The following is a 17021-nucleotide window of genomic DNA, read 5'->3' on the forward strand; positions in this document are numbered from 1 at the left end:
CTGACGCTCGCCGCGCTCGACGACCGCCCCGACCGCACGCTGCTCGCCCGGCTCGCCGGCCCGGCCGCCGGGGCCCTCCTGGCCGAGGCCGAGGCCGCCGGACTCCTCGACACCGACCGGCCCGACGGGCAGGTGCGCTTCACCGCCTCCGCGATCGGCACCGAACTCACCACCCGGCTCCCGGAGACCGCCCGCCGGCTCCTGCACGCGCGCCTGGCCGAGGCCAGCCACGACGGCCTCCGCCGCGACCGGCACACCGCGCTGGCCTCGGACGCCGTCGACCCGCGCACCGCCGCCCGCGCCGCCCGGGCCGCCGGGAGCGCCCGGCTGCGCGGCGAGCACGCCCTGGCCGCCGAACTCTCCCTGCTCGCCGCCCAGCGCACCCCGCGCGAGGACACCGGCCTGCTCACCGAACGGGCCCTGACCGCCGCCCGCGACGCCGCGCACTACGGGGACCTCCCCCGCGGCCGGGTCGCCGCCCGCTTCGTCCTGGAGCACGACACCGGCCCCGCCCGGCGCGTCGACACCCTCATCGCCCTGATCGACGCGAGCGGACAGCACCTGGACGACGCGGACCACCTGTTCGCCGACGCCCTCCACGCGGCCGCCGGACGCCCGGACCTGACCTCGCGGGTGCTGATCCGCCAGGCCGTCTGGGCCAACGTCAGCGAGGGCGACCCCCACCGGGCGTGCGTCCTGGCCGAACAGGCCGCCGCCCTCGCCCTGTCCGCCGGCGACAGCGCCACCGGCGCCCTGGCCCTGACCATGCAGGCCCGCGTCCAACGGATCCTCGGCCACCCCGGGAGCGAGGCCACGCTCGGGCACGCCCTGTCCCTGCCGCGCACCGCCGCCGTCCCCGTCAACGGCGCACCCCAGCACCTCGCCGCCCGGCACGCCCTCTTCGACGACCTCCCCGACCGGGCCCGCGCCCTGCTGCTGCCGCTGCTCGTCGAAGCCGAACGGACCCCGGACGCCGAAGCCACCGTCGACGTCCTGCGCAGCCTCGCCGAGGCCGAACTGCGCGCCGGACGCTGCGCCCGGGCCCTCGATCACGCGCACCGCGCCCAGGCCCTGACCGACCGCACCGCCCTGTCACCCGCCCCCGCCTGCTACACCTCCGCCCTCGCCGAGGGCGCCGGCCGGAGCACCGGCACCGCCCTGGAGCACGCCCGCCGCGGCATCGACGCCGCCCGGCACGAGGACAACAAGGTCTTCCTCTCCCGCAACCTCTACGCCCTCGGGCACCTGCTGCTCGCCACCGGCCGGCCCAAGGAGGCCCTGGAAGCCCTGGCGGAGGTCCGCGACCTGGAACGGCAGCAGCAGGTCCGCGACCCCTCCGTGCTGCGCTGGCACGCCGACCTGGCCGAAGCCCTGGTCGCCGTCGGCCGCCTCGACGAGGCCGACGACCTGCTGGCCGACACCCACCGCACCGCGACCGGCCTCGGCCGGGCCTCGGTCCTCCCCGCCCTGGCCCGCACCCGGGCCCTCCTGGACGCCGCCCGCGGCGACTACGACGCCGCCGCCCGGCGCCTCACCGGCGCGGCCGACCGCCTCCGCCACCTCCCGCTCGAACGCGGCCGCACCCTGCTGGCCCTCAGCCACACCGAACGCCGCGGCCGCCGCCGGGCCGCCGCCCGCGCCGCGGCCCGCAGCGCCGCCGACCTCTTCACCGCCCACCGGGCCCACCCCTGGGCCGACGCCGCCGCCCGCGCCCTGCACCGGCTGGAGCCCGGCCCCCGGAGGACGGCGCCCTCCCCCGCCTCACCTCGGCCGAGGAGCGCTGCGCCCGCCTCGCCGCGGCGGGCGCGAGCAACCGCGACATCGCCGCCGACCTCACCGTCAGCGTCAAGACCGTCGAGGCGACCCTCACCCGCGTCTACCGGAAACTCGACCTGCACTCGCGCGTCCAGCTCGCCCGCGCCCTCGCCCCGGCCGGCGACCGACCGGTCGGCGGCTGACCGGTCGGCGGCGGGCGCGGCTCAGGCCAGGCCGGCGCGTTCCAGGGCGTCGACGCCGGTGCGCAGGGCGGTGATGCGCTCGTCGAGGGTCCAGCCGGACGGGGCGAGGGTGAGGGTGGTGACGCCGGCGGCGGCGTACGCCTGCATGCGGTCGGCGATCCGGGCGGTGTCGCCGAGCAGGGCGGTGGCGTCGATGAAGTCGTGCGGGACGGCGGCCGCGGCGGCGGCCTTGTCGCGGGCCAGGTAGTGGGTCTGGACCTCGTCGGCGGCCTGCTCGAAGCCCATCCGGCGGGCCAGCTGGCTGTAGAAGTTCTTCTCCTTGCTGCCCATGCCGCCGAGGTAGAGGGCGGTGTAGTCGCGCAGGGTGTCGGCGGCGGCCCGGACGTCGTCGCCGACGACGATGTTCACGGTGGGGCAGAGGTCGAAGCCGTCCAGGGTGAGCCCGGCCTTGGCGCGGCCGGCGGCGAGGGCGTCGACGGAGAGCGCGGCCTGCTCTGGGGAGAAGAACAGGCCGAGCCAGCCGTCGGCGATCTCGCCGGTGAGTTCGAGGTTCTTCGGGCCCATCGAGGCGATGTACAGCGGCAGGTGCTCGCGGACGGGGTGGACGGTGAGCTTGAGCGGCTTGCCGGGGCCGCCGGGCAGCGGGAGGGTCCAGTTGGCGCCCTCGTGCACCAGGCGCTCGCGGGACATCGCCTTGCGGATGATCTCCACGTACTCGCGGGTGCGGGCCAGCGGCTTGTCGAACTTGACGCCGTACCAGCCCTCGGAGACCTGCGGGCCGGAGACGCCGAGGCCGAGCCGGAAGCGGCCGCCGGAGAGGGTGTCGAGGGTGGCGGCGGTCATCGCGGTCATGGTGGGGGTGCGGGCCGGGATCTGGAAGATCGCCGAGCCGACGTCGATCCGCTCGGTCCTCGCGGCGACGTAGGACAGGACGGTGGCGGCGTCCGAGCCGTAGGCCTCGGCGGCCCAGCAGACGGAGTAGCCGAGGCGGTCGGCCTCCTGGGCGACCGCGATGTTGTCGGCGTCCAGGCCGAGTCCCCAGTAGCCGAGGTTGATCCCGAGTCGCATGTGCCCAAGCCTTCCAGTCGGGTGGTGCGGGTGAGCGTAGCCGCCCCGCCGGACGCCATGCTACTGACCGGTAGTAGCGGTCGGGCCGCACCGGGCGCGGACGACGGCGCGGACGGCGGCGCGGCGCGCGGACACGTCGGCCGAGCGGGTCGTCCCGGGCCCCGGGGGGTTTCGCCGCTACCCTCACACCACGTGGGGGCACCGCCCCCGACCTGCACGATCGGGCTTGACGGAGGGCGCGATGGAACAGCGACAGCTCGGCCGGACCGGCCTGCGGGTCTCCCGGCTCGGCCTGGGCACCCTCACCTGGGGCCGGGACACCGACGAGCACGAGGCCGCCGAGCAGTTGAAGGCGTTCGTGGACGCGGGCGGCACCCTGGTCGACACCGCCGACGTGTACGCGGACGGCGGCGCCGAGTACCTGCTGTCCCGGCTGACCGACGGCCTGGTCCCGCGCTCCGAACTGGTGATCGCCACCAAGGCGGGCGCGCTGCCCGGCTCGCGCCGCCCCGACGCCTCCCGCGGCCACCTGCTGAACGCCCTGGACGCCTCGCTGCGCCGCCTGAACACCGACCACGTCGACCTGTGGCAGGTGCACGCGCACGACCCGGCCACCCCCACCGAGGAGACCCTGCACGCGCTCGACCTGGCGGTCGCCTCCGGCCGGGCCCGGTACGTCGGTGTCTGCCAGTACAGCGGCTGGCAGCTGGCCAAGTCCGCGGCCCGGCAGCACGCGGTGCCCGGCCGCACCCCGCTGGCCTCCGTCCAGCTCGAGTACTCGCTGCTGCAGCGCGGCATCGAGCGCGAGGCGCTGCCCGCCGCGCTGGACGCCGGGGTCGGCCTGCTGGCCTGCTCGCCGCTCGGCCGGGGCGTGCTGACCGGCAAGTACCGGCACGGCGTGCCGCCCGAGTCGCGCGGCACCGCCCCGCACCCCGCCGGGTCGGTGCAGCCGTACCTGGGCGAGGCGTCCCGGCGGATCGTGGACGCGCTGGCCACCGCCGCCGACGGGCTCGCCTCCACCCCGCTGAAGGTGGCGCTCGCCTGGGTCCGCGACCGCCCGGGCGTGTCGGCCACCCTGCTGGGCGCCCGCACCTCCGCCCAGCTGCAGTCCTCGCTGTCGGTCGAGGCCCTTACGCTTCCGGGTGAGATCCGCGCTGCGCTGGACGACGTGTCGGCCCCGGTGCACCGCTACCCGGACCAGGGCTGGACGGAGCTGTAGCCGCCCCGCCCGTCGAAGGAGCCTTTCCGCGATGACCACCCCCGAGGAGGGCCCGGCCGCGAGCCGGGCCGAGGGCCGCGCCGAGCGCCCGGCCGAGAGCCCGGCAGCGCCGACGGGCGCCCCGGACACCCCGGACGGCGGCGCCGGGCGGCCCGCCGACGCGCCGCTCAGCGGCGAGCAGCGCGCCGCCGCGGTGGCCGCGCTGGCCAAGGCGATCGGCGCGATCAACGCGAACGACATCGTCGCCCCGCCCCGCCCCCCGCGCGAGGTCGACCTGGCGACCCCGGAGGAGCCCTCCGAAGCGGCGTCCGACGACCCGTCGGGCGGGCCGGAGCCGAAGTCCGAGTCCGAGCCGAAGTCCGAGCCGGTCGAGGACGCCGTCGAGCAGCCCGCGCCGGCCGGGGAGTCCGCGCCCGCCGAGCGCCCCGTCCGCCGGCCGGCCGCGCCCGCCGGGCGACCCGACGTCCCGCTCGACGACGCGCAGCGCAGGGCCGCGCTGGCCGCCGTCGGCGAGGTGCTGGCGGCCGGCGGTGCGCCCGCCGAGCTGGCCGGGCCGGCGCTCGCCGAGTTCGGCGAGGGTGCGGCCGAGCAGCTGCGGGAGGACCCGTGGGCGGTGCTCGCGCTGCCCGGGGTCCGTCCCGAGCACGCCGACGGCTTCGCCAAGGCGCTGCTCGGCCCGGCCGCCCAGCCGGGCGACCCGCGCCGCGCGCAGGCGCTGGTGGCCTGGCTGCTGGAGCAGGCCGCGCTGCGCGGGCACTCGGCGCAGGAGCTCGGCGAGGTCGCCGGGGCGCTGCGCGCCCAGCGCGTGCCGGACCCGGAGGCCGCGCTGCAGGCGGTGCTGGAGGACGGGCGGGTGATGCCGTTCCAGGAGGAGCTGCCGCTGCCGCCCGGCAGCCACGACGAGGACGAGGAGCCGCCGGTCCGCACCATGCTGGCGCTGGAGCGGCTGGCGCTGGCGGAGGAGAGCCTCGGCGAGGGCCTGGTCCGGCTGCTGTCCACCGTCGAGGACGGCCCGGGTCCGGACGCCTGGGAGGAGGCCGCGGCGGCGGCGCCGCGCTCCGCGCAGGAGCTGGTCCGGGCGGTGTCCGCGTCCGGGCTGGTGCTGCACACCGGCGGCGAGGCGGCCCGGGCCGAGCCGGCCGCGCTGCTGCACGCGGCGGCCGGGCTGGGCCTGCGGGTGTGGGCGGTCGTCTGGGCCGGCCAGGGGCGGGACGCGCTGGCGGCGCTGCTGCCCGAGGGCTCCCCCGCCGCCGGGCGGATCGGCACCCTGCACGAGCTGCTGTACGGCGCGGACGTGCCGCGCGCGCTGGACGGCACCCTCGAACTGGACGTGCTGGTGGTGCTGGACGCCCCGCTGCTGGACGTGGAGACCGCGGCGACGCTGCTGGAGGCGATGGCGGACGGCGCCCGGCTGGTGCTGTCCGGGGATCCGGGCGGCCTGTGGTCGGCCGGTCCGGGCCGGTTCTTCGCCGACCTGCTGACCGCCCGGGCGTGCCCCGCGGTGGCGTCCCGGACGCCGGACTTCGGGCCGATCGGCGAGCTGGTGTCCGGGGTCGGGGTCGGCGAGCTGCAGCCGGTGGACGCCCCGGACAAGGAGGTGGTGATCCTCACCGCGCAGGACGGCGGGGAGGCGGTGCACCGGGCCGTCCAGCTGCTGACCGACTCGATCCCGCGGGCGCTGTCCGTGCCGCCCGAGCAGACGGTGCTGCTGACCCCGGGCCACGGCGGCCCGGCCGGCACCCGGGCGCTGAACGCGGCGGCCAAGGCCCGGCTGAATCCCGGCCCCGGCCGGTTCGGCGGCTTCGACCCGGGTGACCGGGTGGTGCACTCCCCCGCGCTGGGCGTCAACCTGCCCGGGCGGGTGCTGGACGGCGACGCGAGCGGCCTGCACGTGGAGCTGGCGGACGGCGGCCGGATCACGCTGTCCCCGGCGCAGGCCGGGAAGCTGCGGCACGGCTGGGCGGTGACCGCGCACCAGGCGGTCGGGCGGCGCTGGCCCGCGGTGGTCGTGGTGCTGCCGCCGGAGGCGGCCGGGCAGCTGACCAGGCAGTGGGTGTACTCGGCGTTCGGCCGCGCGGAGCGGCACCTGTCGGTGGTGCACGCGGCGGGCCCGGCGCTGGCCCAGGCGGTCGCCGAGCGGCCCGCAGCGGACCGCACCACCCGGCTGCGGTCGGTCCTGACCGCGCAGTGAACGCGCTGCGGGCGCGGTGGCGGGGCGAGGCCCCGGCCGCCGCGCCCGCAGGGCGGTGTACCCGCTGCCGCCGGGCCGACCGTTCGGCGGGGTCAGGTGGGAGGGAGAGCCGCCGCAATCCCCCCGGGGCGCCTCGTCGTTGAGCCGCTCGTCCGCTTCCCCCGCCGCAGCCCGGCAGCAGTCCCCCGTGCGACGTACGACCGCACCGGTAGCCGGGTGCCGGCGCTCCGCTCCCCCCGGACCGGAGCCCCGGAACGCGTCTCCGTCGCTGCCCGAACGCTAGCCGAGATCCGGTCCGTTCGGGCAAGAATCAAGAAGGCCGGGCGATCTTCCGAGACCGGGCCCCGGAAAGGGCACCGGAACGGGAACGGCCCCCGCCCGCCGGGCGGCCGGACGGGGCCGGGGCCTGGCGAGCGGGGGCCGGGGGTTGCTCAGAGCTCGTCGAGCTCGTCGTCGTAGACCTCGCTGACGTCGAAGCGGCAGATCAGCAGCTCCGGGTCGGCGCCGTCGAACGGTTCGGGCAGCCACTCGCCGGGGTCGGCGGGTTCGGCGGCCGACACCCAGAGCGTGGAGTCGCCCTCCTCCAGGCCGAACTCCTCGGCCCGGGCGGCGATCTCGTCCGGCTCGTACTCGCCGAACAGCACGCCGAGCGCCGCCGTCACCTCGCCCTCGGCGCCCGCGCCCGGCGGGAGCGACTCGTCGACCCGTTCGGCCTGGGCGCGCAGCCGCTTCGGGTCGGCGATCAGGTAGTCCCGGCGGATCAGCACGCTGATCGCCTCGGGGTGCTCGGGGCCCTGGTAGCCGGACCCGGCGTCGTCGCCGGGGATCTCGAAGGGGGTGACCTCGTCGTAGACCTCGTACAGGATCTGGTCGTAGGCGATGGCTGCCGCCGCGAGCTCCTCGTAGGCGTGGACGACGACCGGATCGCCGGGTTCGGTGGAGCTGGAGACGGCCTGCAGGTGGCGGTCGATGGCGGCCTTGACCGCCTCTGCGGCGGCCCGTACCTCGGTGATGGTCAGCTGCGCGGCATCAGACATGGTGCAGACGCTATCCCCACCCGGCGACGACACGCACAGCGGTTGTCATCTACAGCCGGGAAAACCGGGCAAGTTCACCCCCGATGTCCGTTCCGGGCGGTTCTGCGCCCGCCGCCGCGCGCCATTTCCCGCCCGCCGGACCGCCGACCGGACCGCCGACCGGAGCGCCCACCGGGCGTGTGCGGGGCGCATCGGTGCGGCCCGGGGCGGGTATCCCTTCCGGTACCGGAAAACTGATTGACGATCAGCTCCGGCCGGGACGAGGCTCGGACCGTCCGCCCGGGCGGGCCGACCCGGACCGGCCACCTTTCGGCGACGCGCCGTAGGCTTGCAGGCAGCACAGCAGCGGAGGAGACGCCTTGATCCCTACCAAAACGGTCCGGCTTCCGGAGTACGAGTACCAGTCGCTCCGCCTGCCCCGCGGCACCACCCGGAACGCCGCGCGCCAACTGCTCACCGAGCACGCCGAGTACGGGAATTGGGAGCTCGACCGGCTCCGGCTGTTCCCCGACGGCAGCCGGACGGTGCGGCTGAAGCGGCGGATCATCCGGCAGGTCCGTTCCAGCTGGTAGGAGGCGTGCCCGCGCCCGGGCGCCCCGCCGCCGGCCTGTGAGCCGTGGCGGGGCGCCCGGGCGCGGGCGTCAGGGGCGGGCGGGCGCCGTCAGCGGCGGGCCAGCGAGCGCGAGCGGCGGTAGAGCACGCCGCCGCCGAGCAGCAGCGCGAGGCCGGCCGGGGCGATGACCTCCAGGCCGGAGACACCGGTGGAGGCCAGGGCCTGCTCCGCGACGGGGGCGGCGGCCCGGGCCTGGACCACGGGGGCGACCGGCGCCGGGGTGACGGACTGGTCGCCGCCGGGGCCGCCGGTGCGGTCGGTTCCCGGGGGGCCGGGCGGGGTGCTGTGCTCGCCGCCGGTCTGCTCGGGCGGGCAGTCGCAGTCGTGGCCGGGCGGGGTGACCGGCGGCGGGGTGACGGGCGGCTGGTGCGCGGTGGACACGTTCGCGCAGTTGTTGCCGTACGCCGGGTTGCCGAGGCCCACCACGTTGACCGAGTTGCCGCAGGCGTCGACCGGCGCGCTGATCGGGACCTGGACGTTGTTGCCGGAGGCGACGCCGGGCGAGTTGCTGCTCGTCCCGCCGGCACCGGAGCCCGCGGTGCCCGAGCCCGCGGTGCCCGAGCCGGACCGGTCGCCGGTGCCGGTGTGGCTGCCGCTCCCGGTGCTGCCCGCGCTGCGGCCGGTGTGGCTGACGTTGGAGCAGTCGTTGCCGTACGCCGGGTTGAGCAGGCCGATCACGTTGATCGTGTTGCCGCAGGCGTTCACGGGGAGCTCCACGGGCACCTGCACCGCGTTCCCGGAGCCCACGCCGGGCGAGTTGGCCGCCACGCCGTGCGCATCGGCGGCCGCGTGGGCGTAGCCCGCGGTCGAGGCCAGCACGCTGCCGGTGGCCATGGCCGTGAGAAGGCCTTTCCTGGCGACCTGTCGCATTGACTCCCCTTGGTTTCTCGTTCGGTGGTCCGATCCGGTTCCGGGCCGCCGCCGGGCCGGTTCCCCGGCGGATTTCCGGCGGCTCCGGAGTTCCGGTCGGTCCGATAGTCGGAATTGCCTGCCGCGAAGGCGGCGGCACTACTTCAACGACCCTTAACGGTGAAGGTTGAGCCATCTGCAGTCACTTCATCCGATCGGGTGAGCTCTCCCTTTCTCCGGGAACCGCACCGTTCACCCGTCCGGGGCCGACGCCCGCCTCCCCGACCCCGGACGCGCGTCCGCCCCCGCGCGACACAGGGGTCGCGCGGGGGCGGGAACTCGGGGTCGGCGGCCCGCCGGTCCTCGGCGGGACCCGCTCAGACGTTCTGGCAGGCGTTGCCGAACGCGGGGTTGAGCAGGCCGATCACGCTGATCGTGTTGCCGCAGACGTTCACCGGGACGTGCACCGGGATCTGGATCAGGTTCCCGGAGAGCACGCCCGGGGAGGCGACCGCGGCACCGTCCGCGCCCGCACCGCCGTGCGCCGAGGCGACGCCGGCGCCCGCGAGCACCAGGCCACCGGTGGCGGCGACAACGGCAGCGATCTTCTTGGCCTTCATCTGAACTGCTCCTCCTGGTCGTTTCCAGCCCGTTCCCCCGGGCTGCACACGGAAGAACGAAGCCTCCGCGGCCGGGACACGGGGCCGGATCCGCATTCACCCGTTGAAGTGATCAAGCGAACAGGTGATCGCCATTTCGGATGCTCGAAAGCTCTGATGCTGGACCGATTAACCGCACTTCCCCGGCTCAGGCCAGGTCGATGAACCGGTCCAGCACCCGGACGCCGAACTTCAGGCCGTCCACCGGCACCCGCTCGTCCACGCCGTGGAACATCCCGGCGAAGTCCAGGTCCGGCGGGAGCTGCAGCGGCGCGAAGCCGAAGCAGCGGATGCCCAGGTCCTGGAAGGACTTGGCGTCGGTGCCGCCGGACAGGCAGTAGGGGACGGCCCGGGCGATCGGGTCCTCGGCGCGCAGCGCGGTCTGCATCGCCTCGACCAGGGCGCCGTCGAAGCTGGTCTCGATCGCCTTGTCGTGGTGCAGGCTCTCGCGCTTGACGCGCGGGCCGAGGACGCTGTCCAGCTCGGCCAGGAACTCCTCCTCGTAGCCGGGCAGGAAGCGGCCGTCCACGTGCGCGGTGGCCTGGCCGGGGATGACGTTCACCTTGTAGCCGGCGCCGAGCATGGTCGGCTGGGCGGTGTTGCGCAGGGTGGTGCCGATCATCTTGGCGATGCCGCCGAGCACCCGGAGCGTCTCGTCCATGTCCTCCGGGTCGAGGCGCACGCCCAGCGCGTCCGAGAGCTCGTCCAGGAAGGCCCGGACGGTCTTGGTGATCCGCAGCGGGAACTGGTGCCGGCCGAGCCGGGCCACCGCCTCGCACAGCTCGGTGATCGCGTTGTCGTCGTTCTCCATCGAGCCGTGGCCGGCCCGGCCCTCGACGGTCAGGCGCATCCAGTGCATGCCCTTCTCCGCCGTCTCCACCAGGTACAGCCGGGCCTGGTCGTTGACGGTGAAGGAGAAGCCGCCGACCTCGCCGATCGCCTCGGTGACGCCCTCGAACAGCTCGGGGTGCCGGTCCACCAGGAACCGGGCGCCGTACGTGCCGCCGGCCTCCTCGTCGGCGAGGAACGCCAGCACCAGGTCGCGCGGGGGCTTGCGGCCGGTGCGCAGCCGGTCGCGGACCACCGCGAGGGTCATCGCGTCCATGTCCTTCATGTCGACGGCGCCGCGGCCCCACACGCAGCCGTCGGTGATCTCGCCGGAGAACGGGTGCACCGTCCAGTCGTCGGCGTTGGCCGGGACCACGTCGGTGTGCCCGTGGATCAGCAGGCCCGGCCGGGAGCGGTCCTCGCCCTCGATCCGCACCACCGTGGAGGCCCGGCCCTTGGCCGACTCGAAGATCTGCGGCTCCAGCCCGAACTCGGCGAGCTGCTCGGCCACGTACTCGGCGGCCTTCCGCTCTCCCGGGCCGGAGCCGTCCCCGTAGTTGCTGGTGTCGATCCGGATCAGGTCCCGGCAGATCTCGGCGACCTCCGACTCGGCCGTCACCGCGCGCTCGATGCCCACGCTCATCGCTCCCACCTCGTGTCTGCCCGCCCCGGCGCGGCTGCGGCCCGCGCCGCCCCGACCCCGGCCGGGGACCGCGGGCGCCGTCCCGTCATCCTCCCCCACCACCCGTCCGGCCCCAAGGGCATATCTCCCCGACACTCCTGACCGACGTCCGCGCCGCCCCGCATTCGAAGCCCCGCCCACCCCGCCGCCCCCGGGTTTTGGGTCTGGCAGTCGATCTTTGCTACTGTTGTCCATGTCAGCGCGGGGAACGCCCCGCGAGGACGACACCCGGTCCGGGTGGCGGAATGGCAGACGCGCTAGCTTGAGGTGCTAGTGCCCTTTATCGGGCGTGGGGGTTCAAGTCCCCCCTCGGACACCAGAAGTGAGACCCCTGTTGATCAGGGGTCTTTCTGCTTTTCCGGGCGGGGTGCGGTGGCGGGGTGGCCACCGGGGCGATCGGTGGGTGCTCGAACGGCTGGTGCCGGTCGTTGACGCGTCCTGGTCGATATCTCCCCCTCCGCTCGGGGCCGGGGCGTCCCCGGCTCCGGTGCGTGCGTCGGTGTCGGGGGGCGTCGCTAGGGTGCCGGGTGTCGATCATCGGATGGTCAGGGCACGGAGGAGTGGGCTGTGCGGCGCTGGGAGCTCGTCGGGGACGGTTCTGCGAAGTTCTGGGAGGCGGCCGTCGAGGACACGGCGGTGCGGGTGCGCTACGGCCGCCTCGGCACCGAGGGGCGCGAGCAGCTGAAGGAACTGGCCTCCGCCGGGGCCGCGCTGGCGCACTTCGCCAAGCAGGTCGCGGAGAAGGAGCGCAAGGGGTACGCGGAGGTCGGGGGCACGGGGGCCACCGGGGAGGCGCCGGTCGGGGGCGGCGAGGCCGCGGGGGGCGGCGAGGTGCGTGAACTGCCGGACGAGGACGCCTTCGTGATGCCCGCGGCCTGGTGGAAGGCGGTGCTGCCGCGCCGCGCGGGCCGGATCCCGGAGGTGGTGTGGCCCGGGCCGGAGGCGCTGGAGCGGGAGCGGCGGCGGATCGACGGCCGGCGGCAGTGGGTGGAGCGGGTGCTGGACGCCCCGGCCTCCGACCCGGAGCTGGTGCGGGCCGCGCGCGCCTACCTGGACGGTGCGCCGGACGTGCTGGGCGCGGCCGCGGTGGCGAGCATCGTGCCGGCCCCGTGGCAGGCCGACGCGGAGGAGAAGGCGCTGTTCGCCGACGTCTGGACGGCCCGGCACGGGCTGCCCTTCGCGGTGCGCGCGGTGCTGGAGAAGCACACCGTGGAGACCAACTACCTGCAGTCCGGGTCGGACATCTCGAACATCTCGCTGCGGCGGCGGGTCGGCCCCCTGCCCTCCTACGGGCGGGACGAACGCACGGTGGAGAACCGGCTGCGCGCGCTGCTCGCCGCCGCCCCGGAGCCGGAGTACCGGGCGGCCCTGGCGGCCGCCGCCGAGCACCGGGGCACGCCCCGGCAGCGGGCGCTCGCCTGCTACCTCGCCCCGGGCGTGCCCGGCTGGATGGCGCAGTGCCTGGCGGACGTGCCGGGCTACGGCGACGAGCGGGCGGGGCTGCAGGTGCTGCTGCTGCACGCACTGGACGACCCGGCGCAGGTGGAGCCGATGGCCGCCGACCTCCAACGGATGTGGCGCGCCTGGCAGGTGACGCTGGTGGCGACGCTCGCCGAGAGCGTCGGCACGGCCTTCGTCCCGCTGCTGCGCGAGGCGCTCGAGCAGGCGCACGACGCGACCGAGGCCAGGGAGCTCGCCGCCGTGCTGGTGCAGTTGCCGACCGACGCGGCGTTCCGGCTGCTGCTGGCCGGGGTGGAGGACAAGCACGTCCGTCCGGCGCTGCAGGAGGCCGCGCAGCGGTACCCGGTGCGGGCGGTGCGGCTGCTGGCCGAGGCGGCGGCGCGGGACGGCCGGGCCGCCGCGACGGCCCGGACGCTGCTCGACACCCACGTCCGACTGCACCGGGAGCTGCTGCCGCAGATCCTGCCGCGGCTCGACGCCGCGGCGGCCGCGCTGGTCGCGGAGCTGGACGGCGCCCGCCCGCAGGCACCCGAGGCCGCGCCGGAGGCGCTGCCGCCGCTGCTGGCCGCGCCGCCGTGGACGCGGCCGCGCGCCCGGCGCAAGGCGCGGGTCATCGAGGGCCTGCGGCCGGACGAGGGCGTGGAGCTGGCCTGGCGGGCCGGTGAGCGGGAGGGCTGGGCCCGGATCGAGTTCGCCGGGTGGCAGTACCCGGCGGACACCGACTGGGCCGCCGAGGCGAGGACGGCGCTGGAGGGCCACAACCTCTGGTACCCGGCCCGGCTGCTGGTGCAGGGCCCCGCGGGGGTGCTCGCCCCGGCGGTCGCCGAGTGGCGGCCCGCCGACCTGTGGTACGGGTCGGAGTACCTGCCGCCGGTGGTCGCCAAGTACGGCCCGGCCGCGCTGCCGATGGCGCTGCACGCCGCCCGGGCCAAGCCCGGCGTGCTCTCCTCGCTGCTGCTGCCGTTCCGCGAGGTGCGGGCGGCCCGGCTGCTGGCGGACGGCCTGGTGCGGCTCAGGTCGGTGCACGCGACGGCCCGCTCGTGGTTCGCCCGGCACGGGGTGGCGGGCGCGCTGCTGCTGGTCCCGGACGCGGTCGGCCCGGCCGGGCGGGGGCGGGCGGCGGCCGAGCAGGCGCTGCGGCTGGTCGCGTCCTCCTGCGGTGACGAGGCGCTGTCGGCCGCGGTGGCCGACCGCTACGGCGCCCCGGCGGCGGAGGTGGTCGCCGAGGTGCTGGCCGCCGATCCGCTGGAGACCGCGCTGCCGGCCCGGATGCCGGTGCTGCCGGTCTGGGCGGATCCCGCCGTCCTGCCCCAACTGCTGCTGCGCGCACCGGCGGAGGGGGCGGGGACGGCGCTGCCCGCGGAGGCGGTGCGGCACGTGCTGACCATGCTGGCGCTGTCCAAGCCCGGCGTGCCGTACCCGGGGCTGTCCGTGGTGGCCGAGAGCTGCCGGGCGGACGGGACGGCCGCGTTCGGGTGGGCGCTGTTCGAACAGTGGCTGCAGGCCGGGATGCCCGCGAAGGAGAGCTGGGTGCTGCACGCGCTGGGGGTGCTGGGCGACGACACGACGGTGCGCCGGCTGACTCCGGTGCTGCGCGACTGGCCGGGGCAGGGCGCGCACCAGCGGGCCGTGGAGGGCCTGGACGTGCTGGCCGCGATCGGCACCGACCTGGCGCTGCTGCACCTGCACGGGATCTCGCAGCGGGTGAAGTTCAAGGCGCTCAAGGCCCGCGCGCAGGAGAAGATCGCCGAGGTCGCGGAGGGCCTGGGGCTGACCGCCGAGCAGCTCGCGGACCGGCTGGTGCCCGACCTCGGCCTCGGCCCGGACGGCACCACGGTGATCGACTACGGTCCGCGCCGGTTCACGGTCGGCTTCGACGAGCAGCTGCGCCCGTTCGTGCTGGACGGCGACGGCAAGCGGCGCAAGGACCTGCCGGCGCCGGGTACCAAGGACGACCAGGAGCTGGCCCCGGCCGAGCGCAAGCGGTTCGCCGCGTTGAAGAAGGACGTACGGACCGTCGCGGCCGACCAGATCCGCCGGCTGGAGGCCGCGATGGTGGCCCGGCGCTCGTGGAGCGCCGGGGAGTTCGGCTCGCTGTTCGTCGAGCACCCGCTGGTGTGGCACCTGGCGCGCCGGCTGGTCTGGACGGCCGACGGCACCGCGTTCCGGGTCGCCGAGGACCGCACCCTCGCCGACGCGGCCGACGAGCCCTTCGTGCTGCCCGCGGACGCGACGGTCCGGCTGGCCCACCCGCTGCTGCTGGGCGAGGAGGCGGTGGCGGTGTGGTCGGAGCTGTTCGCCGACTACGAGGTCCTCCAGCCGTTCCCGCAACTCGGCCGCCCCGTACGCCGGTTCACCCCCGAGGAGGCGGCCGCCAACCGGCTGCACCGCTTCGAGGGCTGCACGGTGCCGGTCGGCCGGCTGCTCGGCCTGACCAAGCGCGGCTGGGAGCGCGGCGCGCCGCAGGACGCCGGGGTCGAGCGCTGGTTCTCCAAGCGGCTGGCCGACGGCTGCCACCTGGTGATCCAGCTCGACGAGGGCATCGCGGTGGGTCTGGTGGACGAGTTCCCCGACCAGACCTTCCGGACGGTCTGGCTGGACTCCTCGCCCGGCGACCACTGGGGCAGCCGCGACTACCCGCTGCGCTACGGCGGCCTGGACCCGATCGCCGCCTCCGAGCTGCTCGCCGAACTCGAGGAGGTCACCGCCGGCTGACCCGCCCCGGGTCACGTTCCCGGCACGGCGCGAGCCGAGACGCTGCCGTGGCCTGGGCGTGACACGGGGTCGGAACACTCGTGTCCATGCGGAACGACGGGGGGCGGGTGCTGCGCTGGGCGGGGCACCCGGGGACGTTGCTGGCGGTCGCCGTGCTGGCGTTCAACGACCGGGTGGGCAAGCGGGCCTGGCCCGGGGCGGTGACCGGCAAGGTCAGTGACGCGGCCTGGATGCTGGTCGTCCCGCCGGTGCTGGCGCTGGTGGCGTCGGCGGTGCCGCGGCTGCGCGGGCGGCCGGCGGCGCTGCTCGGGGTGGCGCTGACGGCGGTGACCTTCGCGGTGGCCAAGTCCTCCGCCGCCGGGGCGGAGCTGGCCTCCGCGGGCTGGTCGGCGCTGACCGGCGTCCCGAGCCGGACGGTCGCCGACCCGGGCGACCTGCTGGCCCTGCCGGTGCTGGCGCTGTCCTGGTGGCTGTGGCGGCGCAGCGCCCGCCCCCGGCCGCTGCGGCGGGTGCTGGCAATGGTCGGGACGCCGCTGGCGGCCGCGGCGATGGTGGCGACCACGCCGGTGCCGCAGACCGCGCCGCGGCTGTGGAGCCAGGACGGCCGGCCGATGGTGTACGACGGCGTCTGGTGGACCACCCGCGACGGCGGCCTGACCTGGCAGGCCGTCCCCTACGGCAAGAAGCACCCCGCTCCGCCCGCCGTCACCCCCGACCCGGCGGCCGGACAGTGCCTGCCCGCGCCGGACCGGCTGTGCTTCCGGCTGCGCGGCTACGGGCTGCCGGTCGAGGCCAGCCGGGACGGCGGCCGGACCTGGCAGCCGGAGTACACCCCGCCGCTGCGGCTGACGCCGGTCGACGGGTACGGGTACTGGTACGGCGGCGGGACGGACGCGGACCCGGTCCCGGATCGGGAACAGGCTCCGGATCCGGACGCTTCAACGGGCACGAGCACTTCCACCGGGACGGAGGCTTCGGCGGGGCGGGGCGGGCTGGTGGTGGCGGACGTCCCGGGCGGGCACACGGTGATCGTGAACTATCCGCTGCGCGGGCTGCAGGTCCGGGACGTGGACGGCCGGTGGCACGGGGTGGAGCTGCCACCGCAGTCCGACTCGGCCCGGGCGGGCGGGTACGAGCTGGTCGGGGTGCCGTTCATGTGCCTGGTGGTGGCCCTGGTCGCGGGCTGGGCGGCGGTCTTCACCGGTCTGGGCGCGTACCGGCTGCGGCTCGACCGCGCGTCCGGGCCGCCGTACCTGCCGTGGTGGCTGGTGTTCCGTCAGGCGGTGCCGTTCGGCTGGCTGGTGGCGGCGCTGGTCTTCGGCGGGGGCCGGGTGCCCTGGACGGCCTGGCTGGTGCCGGCCGCGGTGGTGGCGCTGGTGGTTCCGTGCTGGCGGCGTCCGCTGCCCGCCCGGCCGATGAGCGGCGGGAGCACGGCGGGGGTGTTCGCGGTGGGGGTGGGGGTGCTCGGCGTGACGTCCCTCGGCCTGCTCGGGTCGCTCGGCTCCCGGTTCTCCTGGCAGGGGTACTGCGGCCAGGCGCTGCTGTGGGCCGTGCTCGGCAGCGGGCTCACCGCGGTCGTCGGCGCCTCGTCGCGCCCGTCGCTCCCGCCGCGCTACCCGCTGCCGGTGCCCGCCCCGCCGCCCGCGCCGTCCCCGCTGACGCTGCGTCCGCCGTCGGTGCTGCCCGCTCCCCCGCCGGGCGGGCCGGGGTCCAAGCCGGTGCGGCGGCTGGGGCGTTGAGG

The 17021-nt window shown here is 76.3% G+C and carries 11 protein-coding genes and 1 tRNA gene; 7 read left to right on the plus strand and 5 right to left on the minus strand.

The window, feature by feature from the left end:
* Window positions 1-689 precede the first annotated feature (689 nt).
* Window positions 690-1958 (plus strand): helix-turn-helix domain-containing protein, encoded by a 1269-nt coding sequence (locus tag EDD39_RS42260; protein ID WP_279638464.1) that lies wholly within the window; start codon window positions 690-692, stop codon window positions 1956-1958.
* A gap of 21 nt (window positions 1959-1979) precedes the next feature.
* Here EDD39_RS42260 and EDD39_RS27220 read toward each other — a convergent pair whose 3' ends face one another.
* A complete protein-coding gene (locus tag EDD39_RS27220; protein WP_123561167.1) occupies window positions 1980-3026 on the minus strand; it encodes an LLM class F420-dependent oxidoreductase in 1047 nt (348 codons plus the stop codon).
* A gap of 241 nt (window positions 3027-3267) precedes the next feature.
* Between EDD39_RS27220 and EDD39_RS27225 the strand changes: the two genes are divergently transcribed.
* Both EDD39_RS27225 and EDD39_RS27230 read left to right on the plus strand, forming a co-directional pair.
* On the plus strand, window positions 3268-4245 hold the full coding sequence (locus EDD39_RS27225) for an aldo/keto reductase (protein WP_123561169.1): 978 nt from the start codon (window positions 3268-3270) through the stop codon (window positions 4243-4245).
* A 31-nt stretch (window positions 4246-4276) separates the two neighbouring features.
* Window positions 4277-6436, plus strand: coding sequence for a helix-hairpin-helix domain-containing protein (locus tag EDD39_RS27230; RefSeq protein WP_123561171.1), 2160 nt, complete (start codon window positions 4277-4279; stop codon window positions 6434-6436).
* A gap of 431 nt (window positions 6437-6867) precedes the next feature.
* Here the strand turns inward: EDD39_RS27230 and EDD39_RS27235 are convergent, their stop codons facing one another.
* Window positions 6868-7473 carry a hypothetical protein gene (locus tag EDD39_RS27235; protein ID WP_030458311.1) on the minus strand — a complete coding sequence of 202 codons (606 nt, stop codon included), beginning with the start codon at window positions 7471-7473 and terminating at the stop codon, window positions 6868-6870.
* Between the two features lie 362 nt (window positions 7474-7835).
* Here EDD39_RS27235 and EDD39_RS27240 point away from each other — a divergent pair, with 362 nt between their 5' ends.
* Entirely contained in the window at window positions 7836-8045 is a 210-nt protein-coding gene (locus EDD39_RS27240) for a DUF5703 family protein (RefSeq protein ID WP_035954087.1), read from the plus strand.
* Between the two features lie 89 nt (window positions 8046-8134).
* Here the strand turns inward: EDD39_RS27240 and EDD39_RS27245 are convergent, their stop codons facing one another.
* The 3 genes from EDD39_RS27245 to EDD39_RS27255 form a co-directional block, all read right to left on the minus strand.
* Complete coding sequence (locus tag EDD39_RS27245) at window positions 8135-8920, minus strand: chaplin (RefSeq protein WP_341869338.1); 786 nt, start codon at window positions 8918-8920, stop codon at window positions 8135-8137.
* A 392-nt stretch (window positions 8921-9312) separates the two neighbouring features.
* On the minus strand, window positions 9313-9555 hold the full coding sequence (locus tag EDD39_RS27250) for a chaplin (protein ID WP_123561176.1): 243 nt from the start codon (window positions 9553-9555) through the stop codon (window positions 9313-9315).
* 187 nt (window positions 9556-9742) lie between these two features.
* Entirely contained in the window at window positions 9743-11065 is a 1323-nt protein-coding gene (locus EDD39_RS27255) for a M20/M25/M40 family metallo-hydrolase (RefSeq protein WP_123561178.1), read from the minus strand.
* A 270-nt stretch (window positions 11066-11335) separates the two neighbouring features.
* On the opposite strand from EDD39_RS27255, the gene EDD39_RS27260 reads away from it, so the two are divergent.
* The 3 genes from EDD39_RS27260 (at window position 11336) to EDD39_RS27270 (ending at window position 17019) form a co-directional block, all read left to right on the plus strand.
* Window positions 11336-11423: transfer RNA gene (locus EDD39_RS27260), tRNA-Leu, on the plus strand.
* 248 nt (window positions 11424-11671) lie between these two features.
* Entirely contained in the window at window positions 11672-15280 is a 3609-nt protein-coding gene (locus EDD39_RS27265; RefSeq protein WP_123561180.1) for a DUF4132 domain-containing protein, read from the plus strand.
* A gap of 86 nt (window positions 15281-15366) precedes the next feature.
* Window positions 15367-17019, plus strand: coding sequence for a hypothetical protein (locus tag EDD39_RS27270; protein ID WP_123561182.1), 1653 nt, complete (start codon window positions 15367-15369; stop codon window positions 17017-17019).
* The last annotated feature ends 2 nt before the right edge of the window (window positions 17020-17021 follow it).

The sequence above is a fragment of the Kitasatospora cineracea genome, assembly GCF_003751605.1.
GTDB lineage: Bacteria > Actinomycetota > Actinomycetes > Streptomycetales > Streptomycetaceae > Kitasatospora > Kitasatospora cineracea.